Origin of the sequence: Melaminivora sp. (assembly GCF_032059615.1) — a bacterium.
Taxonomy (GTDB): domain Bacteria; phylum Pseudomonadota; class Gammaproteobacteria; order Burkholderiales; family Burkholderiaceae_C; genus Melaminivora.
The window spans coordinates 1-5,583 of the sequence record NZ_DAMCAM010000098.1 but is presented as its reverse complement, the minus strand read 5'-3'; the positions used below and the strand labels follow the sequence as shown (position 1 = coordinate 5,583).

Genomic DNA, 5,583 nt, shown 5'->3' with positions numbered 1-5,583 from the left:
CGCTTCTCCGAGTTCCCGTTCAACCAGTACATGAACAGCGTGAAGATCTGACGCTTTCTTGTCTGGAAAACAAAAACCGCAGCCACTGGCTGCGGTTTTTTTGTTCGCCCGGCGTGGCGGAAGGGGTGGGATTCGAACCCACGGATGGTTGCCCATCGGCGGTTTTCAAGACCGCTGCAATCGACCACTCTGCCACCCTTCCGGCGGGGAGGGCGTGATTGTAAGCGCCTCTCAGGCGCCGACGGCGCGGGCCAGCTCGGCCTTGTTCATCTTCGAGCGACCGGCGATGTTCTTGCGCCGCGCGTCCTCGTAGAGCTGGTCGCGCGTGCGGCCCTGGGCGCCGCTGTGGGAGCGGTGGCCGCCGCGCACGGGCGCCGGCGTGTCTCTCAGGGTCTGGGCGCTGGCCGTCTTGGCCTCGCCGTGCTGGGCGCGCTCCTTGTTGACGGTGCGCGCGGCGATTTCCTCGGCGCGTTTCTCGCTCTCGCCGCGTTTCTCGGCGCTGCTCTTGATGTGTTCGTACTGGCGCTCGCGTTTGGCGCTCCAGGCGGAAGAAGGCATGTCGGGCTCCCGAAGTCGTGTCCGGGCCAGCCTAGCCCGCACAGGGCTGTGGCGCGTCGGCCCGGGCGGGTGCCGTCTGTAGGACGGAGAGGCGTCGCTGCCGCCCCGCAGGCCCGTCACATGCCGAGCGAACGCAGCAGCGCCTCGGTGTCGTCGTCGCCCGCGGCAGGCGCAGCCGCTGGCGCCGCCGGAGCCGCGCCGCTGGTCACCTGGGCCATCAGCGCGTCGGGGTCGGGCGCCTCCTGGGGCTCGAAGTCGTAGAGCTTGATGAACTGGGTGCGGTCGATCGCCAGCTCCAGGTAGAAGATGTTGTTGTTGTCGGTGTAGAACGTGACGCGGCGCGCCTCGGGCATGTCCAGGTTGGCGTCCACGCTCAGCACCACGGGCTGGTTCAGCGCCAGCATCTTGGGCTGGTTCTGGGTGATGTGGGTTTGCAGCTCGCGGCGCACCTTGCTGGCGAAGTCGCCCACCACCTGGTTCATCAGCTCGCCCATGACGTTGCTCACCTCGTCCGAGGTGAAGGACCGCGCCAGGTCTGCACGCGCCATGCCCATGCTGAGCATGTAGCGCTCGTAGATTTCCATGGCGGCGGCGGCCGAGAAATTGATGATGACCAGGCCGGAGAAGCCGCCGTCGAACAGCACGAAGCAGCCGATGTCGGGCTTCAGGCAGGTCTTGGTGATGCGCTGCACCATGGCCGAATAGTGGACCGGGCCCTGCATGGCCACCGACAGCACGCGAGTGACCGAGTTGCACAGGGAAATCAGCACGTCTTCGGTGCCATAGATGATGGGGGTGGTGGCGGGCGTGGGGTTCATGGGGAAGCAGCGGCAGGCAGAACGGGGAAGGAAAGCGGCGGCAGCGCCAGGCGCAATGATGGCATGCCCGCGCCCCGGGCCCACGCGAACACGCGGCATGCGCTGGCAGAACGGGGCGCGCGGCCGGCGCTACAGTGGTCTGGTTGTGCGGGCCACCCGGGCCGCTTCGTTCGGGCCGGCGGCCCGTTTCCCTAGTGCTGTTTTCTGAAGGACCCGAGCCATGTTTTCACGAAACACCCTGTCTGCGCTGGCCGCCGCCGCAGCCCTGCTGGGCGCCGCGGCCGTCCACGCCGAACCCGTCAACTACGTCACCGACCCGGACCACACCTTCGCCACCTTCCAGATCGACCACTTCGGCGCCAGCGTGATCCGCGCCCGGTTCGACAAGGTGCAGGGCACGGTGCAGCTGGACCGGGCCGCACAGACCGGCAAGGTGGACGTGACGCTGGAGATCGGCTCGGTCAACGTGGGCGTGCCCTCGTTCGAGAAGCACCTGCAGAGCGCAGAGATCCTGGACGCTGCCCGCCACCCCACCGCGCGCTTCGTCGGCGAGCGCTTCACTTTCGAAGGGGACCAGGTCAAGTCCGTGGCCGGCAGCCTGACCATCAAGGGCAAAACCCAGCCCGTCACCTTCACGGCCCGGCAGTTCCGCTGCTACGACAGTCCCATCCTCAAGCGCGAAGTGTGCGGCGGCGATTTCGAGGCCACCATCGACCGCACGGCCTTTGGCGTGGACTACGCCATCGACATGGGCTTCACTAGGAAGGTGCGCATCGTCGCGCAGATCGAGGCGGCGCGGCAGCCGTGACCACGGGCGCTGCCGCCCGGGCATGGCACGCCATGAATCAAAAAAAATAGCATAAATCCGTTGGCAGACAACGGTTTGACGCCGAAAACACCTGGTTCACTCAGGCCGCAGGGGTGGCAGGCCATGGCGGGCGCGGGCCCGTTGGCACGCTGGTGACAAGGCCTCGAACTCCTGGCAAGGCGAGGGGCGCCACTCATAGATGCCGCAGGCCACCCGCCGCCCCGGCTGCCCGGTGAGCGCGGCGCAGCGCGGTCGGGCATGGTCGGTGCCGCGCATGCGCGCCACCTGCGCAGTGACCGGCACCACCAGGCCCTGAGGCACGCTGCCGCCCAGCTCCTCGGTCTCCTGCACGGCAAAGTCCACGCGAAAGCTGGCGCAGCAGGCGCCGCAGGCCAGGCAGGGGTGCGTCATGCGAACACCGTCCAGGTGGCCACCGGCGCCAGGCCGTGGGCGGCGCGGGCCTCGTCGCAGCGGTCGCTGCCCATCTCGAAGGCACGGCAGACGGAAGGGCGCTCCTGGTAGATGGTGCAGATCGACAGCTCGCCACAGCGCCCCATGAGCGCCTCGCAGCGCACCGGATGCGCGGCCGTGCCGTTCATGCGCCAGCGGTTTCCGCTGACCTCGTGCGCCAGGGCGTCCGGCACACTGCCTCCCATGCTGGCGAGTTCATAGACAGAAAATTCGACGCGGTACTGGTGGCAGCAGGCGCCACAGGCAAGGCACGGGTGGACGTTCTCGGACATGGCCGGGCAACTCCAGGGAAAAAAGACGGGAGGGACGGCCCGGCGCGCACTGCGGCGGCGCCGGGCGCCCTGGCGGAGCGCCAGGGCAGGGGAGGGCCACCCGCGCGGGATGGCTCAGGCGTGCCGGCCTGGGGGGTGCGGCGGATGCACCAGGACGAGCTGGTAGGCGTTCAGGGGCGCCCCCGTGCAGGGCGCGGAGCCGATGGGCATCAACACGAAGGAAAGGGCTGGGAGATGGTGGCGAAATTCAAGGTGGGCGACCACGTGCGCTGGAATTCCGAGGCGGGCCACGTGAGCGGCAGGATCATTGCCGTGCACACCCGCGATTTTGACTACAAAGGCCATATCCATCGCGCCAGCGAGGACGAGCCCCAGTACGAAATCCAGAGCGACAAGACCGACCACATCGCCGCGCACAAGGGCAGTGCGCTGCACAAGCTGCCATGAGCGCGCACCTGCCGTTCTTCACCATTGGCCACTCCAGCCGCAGCCTGGAGGAATTTTTGCTGCTGCTCGAGCCGGCCGGCGTGCAACGCGTGGTGGACATCCGCAAGATCCCGCGCTCACGCGCCAATCCGCAGTTCAACCAGGACGCGATGCCCGAGGCGCTGGCACCCCACGGGGTGGCGTATGAGCATCTGGCGCGCCTGGGCGGGCTGCGCGGCAAGGTGGCGGGCGTGGAGCGGGACGTCAACGGCTTCTGGACCAACGCGAGCTTTCACCGCTACGCCGACTATGCGCTTACCCCGCCTTTCGAGGAGGGGCTGGCCGAGCTGGTGGCCCTGGGGCGCCGCGAGCGCGTAGCCTTCATGTGCTCGGAGGCTGTCTGGTGGCGTTGCCACCGGCGCATCGTCGCGGACTGGCTGGTGGCCCGTGGCGAGGAGGTGTTCCACATCATGGGCGCCGGGCGCATCGAGCCGGTGAAGATGACGCCCGGGGCGGTGGTGGATGAGGGCGGGGCCGTGCGCTATCCGGCACCGGCGGGTGAATGAGGGCTTCGGAAGCCAGGGCCCGATGCATCTGTGGCTCCCTCTCCCGCTGGCGGGAGAGGGCGTAAAGGATCAGACCACCCGGCCGAGTAGAAGGTACTCCATCAGTGCCTTCTGCACATGCATCCGGTTTTGGCTGCGCCCAAACCGTCTGCGCGCTGCGCGCCGACCGGCTGGCTTTTCAATCCACCCGGCCGAGCAGAAGGTACTCTATGAGTGCCTTCTGCACATGCATCCGGTTTTCCGCCTCGTCCCAGACGACGGACTGGGGGCCGTCGATGACCTCGGCCGTCACCTCCTCGCCGCGGTGTGCCGGCAGGCAGTGCATGAACAGCGCGTCCGGCTGCGCCACGGCCATCATGTCCTCGTCCACGCACCAGTCGGCGAAGGCGCGGCGGCGCTCCTCGTTCTCGGCTTCGAAGCCCATGCTGGTCCACACGTCGGTGGTGACCAGGTCGGCGCCGCGGCAGGCGTCCTTCGGGCTGCTGAAAAATTGATAGCAATCACTCCGCGTGCCGCCTGGGCCCACGGCCAATTTTTCATCGATCTCGTAGCCGCGCGGCGTGCTGACGTGCACGCGGAAGTCCAGCAGCTCTGCCGCCTGCAGCCAGGTATTGGCCATGTTGTTGCCATCGCCCACCCAGGCCACCGTCTTGCCGGCGATCGAGCCGCGCCGCTCGATGAAGGTGAAGAGGTCGGCCAGGATCTGGCAGGGATGAAACTCGTTGGTCAGGCCGTTGATGACCGGCACGCGCGAGTTGGCGGCAAAGGCCTCGATCTTGGTCTGCTCGAAGGTGCGGATCATGACCAGGTCCACCATGCGGCTGATGACCTTGGCCGAGTCCTCGATGGGCTCGGCGCGCCCGAGTTGGCTGCCCTCGGTGGTCAGGTGCACCACCGAGCCGCCGAGCTGGTACATGCCGGCCTCGAAGCTCACGCGGGTGCGCGTGCTGGCTTTTTCGAAGATCATGGCCAGCGTGCGGTCGGTGAGCGGATGGTATTTTTCGTAGTTCTTGAACTTGGCCTTGATGGCGGCCGCGCGCTCGAACAGGTAGTGGTACTCGTCAGCCGTGAAGTCGCTGAACTGCAGGTAGTGCCTGAGGGCCATGGTGCTCACGCCCCTTCCGCCAGAAAGTCGCGCACCAGGGGCGCCAGCAGCGCCACGATCTCGTCGGCCTCCGCCTGCGTCAGGATCAGCGGCGGCACCAGGCGGATCACGCTGTCGGCGGTGACCGAGATCAACAGGCCCGCCTCGGCCGCGCGCTGCACCAGCACGCCGCAGGGGCGCGTCAGCTCCACGCCCAGCATCAGGCCCTGGCCGCGCACCTCCACCACGCCGTCCACGCCGGCAAAGGCACGCGCCAGCGCGGCCTTCAGGTGCTCGCCCACGGCGGCGGCGTTGGCCAGCAGGCCGTCCTCTTCCATGATGTGGATGGTCTCGACGCCCGCGCGCATGGCCAGCGGGTTGCCACCGAAGGTCGTGCCGTGGTTGCCCGGGCCGAAGATGCTGGCGGCCTTGGGGCCGGCGACCACTGCGCCGATCGGCACGCCCGAGCCCAGGCCCTTGGCCAGCGGCATCACGTCGGGCAGGATGCCCGCCCACTGGTGGGCAAACCACTTGCCGGTGCGGCCCATGCCGCACTGCACCTCGTCGATCATCATCAGCC

Annotated in this window: 9 protein-coding genes and 1 tRNA gene; 3 read left to right on the top strand and 7 right to left on the bottom strand. The window is 67.9% G+C overall.

Annotation, left to right across the window (positions count from 1 at the left end):
- Window positions 1-114 precede the first annotated feature (114 nt).
- From RT051_RS14270 to RT051_RS14260, 3 genes are all read right to left on the bottom strand, one after another.
- Window positions 115-202 (bottom strand) — tRNA-Ser (locus RT051_RS14270).
- Between the two features lie 29 nt (window positions 203-231).
- Complete coding sequence (locus RT051_RS14265; RefSeq protein ID WP_313077675.1) at window positions 232-558, bottom strand: plasmid stabilization protein; 327 nt, start codon at window positions 556-558, stop codon at window positions 232-234.
- A gap of 116 nt (window positions 559-674) precedes the next feature.
- The gene (locus RT051_RS14260) at window positions 675-1,376 is read right to left on the bottom strand and encodes a DUF3334 family protein (protein ID WP_313077673.1); all 702 of its coding nucleotides are present in this window, start codon (window positions 1,374-1,376) and stop codon (window positions 675-677) included.
- A 220-nt stretch (window positions 1,377-1,596) separates the two neighbouring features.
- On the opposite strand from RT051_RS14260, the gene RT051_RS14255 reads away from it, so the two are divergent.
- On the top strand, window positions 1,597-2,184 hold the full coding sequence (locus RT051_RS14255) for a YceI family protein (protein WP_313077672.1): 588 nt from the start codon (window positions 1,597-1,599) through the stop codon (window positions 2,182-2,184).
- A 96-nt stretch (window positions 2,185-2,280) separates the two neighbouring features.
- Here the strand turns inward: RT051_RS14255 and RT051_RS14250 are convergent, their stop codons facing one another.
- Both RT051_RS14250 and RT051_RS14245 read right to left on the bottom strand, forming a co-directional pair.
- Window positions 2,281-2,595 (bottom strand): YkgJ family cysteine cluster protein, encoded by a 315-nt coding sequence (locus tag RT051_RS14250; RefSeq protein WP_313077670.1) that lies wholly within the window; start codon window positions 2,593-2,595, stop codon window positions 2,281-2,283.
- Window positions 2,592-2,927 carry a YkgJ family cysteine cluster protein gene (locus RT051_RS14245; protein WP_313077669.1) on the bottom strand — a complete coding sequence of 112 codons (336 nt, stop codon included), beginning with the start codon at window positions 2,925-2,927 and terminating at the stop codon, window positions 2,592-2,594. The genes RT051_RS14250 and RT051_RS14245 overlap by 4 nt, the downstream gene beginning before the upstream one ends.
- Window positions 2,928-3,161: 234 nt before the next feature.
- Here RT051_RS14245 and RT051_RS14240 point away from each other — a divergent pair, with 234 nt between their 5' ends.
- Both RT051_RS14240 and RT051_RS14235 read left to right on the top strand, forming a co-directional pair.
- A complete protein-coding gene (locus tag RT051_RS14240; protein ID WP_313077668.1) occupies window positions 3,162-3,374 on the top strand; it encodes a DUF2945 domain-containing protein in 213 nt (70 codons plus the stop codon).
- Window positions 3,371-3,919 carry a DUF488 domain-containing protein gene (locus RT051_RS14235; RefSeq protein WP_313077666.1) on the top strand — a complete coding sequence of 183 codons (549 nt, stop codon included), beginning with the start codon at window positions 3,371-3,373 and terminating at the stop codon, window positions 3,917-3,919. Before RT051_RS14240 ends, RT051_RS14235 begins: the two co-directional genes overlap by 4 nt.
- Before the next feature lie 178 nt (window positions 3,920-4,097).
- On the opposite strand, the gene argF is transcribed toward RT051_RS14235, so the two are convergent.
- Together argF and RT051_RS14225 are read right to left on the bottom strand one after the other, a co-directional pair.
- Window positions 4,098-5,024: an ornithine carbamoyltransferase gene (argF, locus tag RT051_RS14230; protein ID WP_313077677.1), complete on the bottom strand. Its 927-nt coding sequence runs from the start codon at window positions 5,022-5,024 to the stop codon at window positions 4,098-4,100.
- A gap of 5 nt (window positions 5,025-5,029) precedes the next feature.
- The coding region (locus tag RT051_RS14225) for an aminotransferase class III-fold pyridoxal phosphate-dependent enzyme (protein ID WP_313077665.1) at window positions 5,030-5,583 on the bottom strand (554 nt) is incomplete at its 5' end.

Excerpts from the sequence above, each read along its gene's own strand:
- RT051_RS14255 (WP_313077672.1), top strand. The coding sequence starts at position 1,597 with ATGTTTTCACGAAACACCCTGTCTGCGCTGGCCGCCGCCGCAGCCCTG.
- RT051_RS14240 (WP_313077668.1), top strand. The coding sequence starts at position 3,162 with ATGGTGGCGAAATTCAAGGTGGGCGACCACGTGCGCTGGAATTCCGAG.
- RT051_RS14250 (WP_313077670.1), bottom strand. The coding sequence starts at position 2,595 with ATGACGCACCCCTGCCTGGCCTGCGGCGCCTGCTGCGCCAGCTTTCGC.
- RT051_RS14245 (WP_313077669.1), bottom strand. The coding sequence starts at position 2,927 with ATGTCCGAGAACGTCCACCCGTGCCTTGCCTGTGGCGCCTGCTGCCAC.
- RT051_RS14265 (WP_313077675.1), bottom strand. The coding sequence starts at position 558 with ATGCCTTCTTCCGCCTGGAGCGCCAAACGCGAGCGCCAGTACGAACAC.
- argF (WP_313077677.1), bottom strand. The coding sequence starts at position 5,024 with ATGGCCCTCAGGCACTACCTGCAGTTCAGCGACTTCACGGCTGACGAG.
- RT051_RS14235 (WP_313077666.1), top strand. The coding sequence starts at position 3,371 with ATGAGCGCGCACCTGCCGTTCTTCACCATTGGCCACTCCAGCCGCAGC.
- RT051_RS14260 (WP_313077673.1), bottom strand. The coding sequence starts at position 1,376 with ATGAACCCCACGCCCGCCACCACCCCCATCATCTATGGCACCGAAGAC.